Genomic DNA, 611 nt, shown 5'->3' with positions numbered 1-611 from the left:
GGCCACAGCTTCCTCAGCGACGTCGATGGCGTCGGTGACGTCGGCGCTGGTCGTCGTGACGGTCCCGTCGTCTGGGTTCGGGTACTCGTTCCGGTGCCGGCGACGGCGGACCCGGTGGACGTCGCGTGCTGCGTCCAGCGGCGGGCGTACCTGAGCGTCGACGGCATCGATGCAAGCGATGTGGCCGCCGATACTGGTCGGCCGAAGGCCCTCGTTGAGGAGGATCGCGGCCAGGGCTTTGCGTGCGGCGTCGTATGCGATCGCGAGGGCGGCCGGCTGATCTGAATGTTGGATCGCTTTCGCGGAGGCGATGTGGGTGTCGCATTGGTCGAGGGTGTCGGTTGCGAACTGCTGGTTCGGCGTGACTCGCTCGAGGTGACCGCGTTTCAGGAGGTCCTCGATCTCCGCTCTTCCCGGCTGCCATGGTCCTGTGGGGCTCATGCGTTGTTGCTCCGTTCGAGGTCGAGCGTGACAAGCGGGCGTTCCCGAACGGTCCGCACGAATGAGTTGATGCTGACGTCTGTCCAGTCGGCCGGGTCGAGCCTCGTGGCGTTGATCTCGCGGCCGAGTTCCTGCTGCGCGCGGTCGAGGGCGGCGTAGAGTTCGCGTCG

1 protein-coding gene is annotated in these 611 nt (G+C 66.9%); it reads right to left on the bottom strand.

The features are described from left to right. Positions 1-441 (bottom strand): HEPN domain-containing protein (locus GH736_RS25835; protein WP_159607612.1); only part of this gene is annotated, 441 nt, incomplete at its 3' end. Positions 442-611: the final 170 nt, after the last annotated feature.

Origin of the sequence: Agromyces humi (genome assembly GCF_009720255.1) — a bacterium.
GTDB classification, from domain to species: domain Bacteria; phylum Actinomycetota; class Actinomycetes; order Actinomycetales; family Microbacteriaceae; genus Agromyces; species Agromyces humi.
The sequence above is the reverse complement of the archived record's forward strand: the minus strand, read 5'-3'. Positions and strand labels throughout refer to the sequence as shown.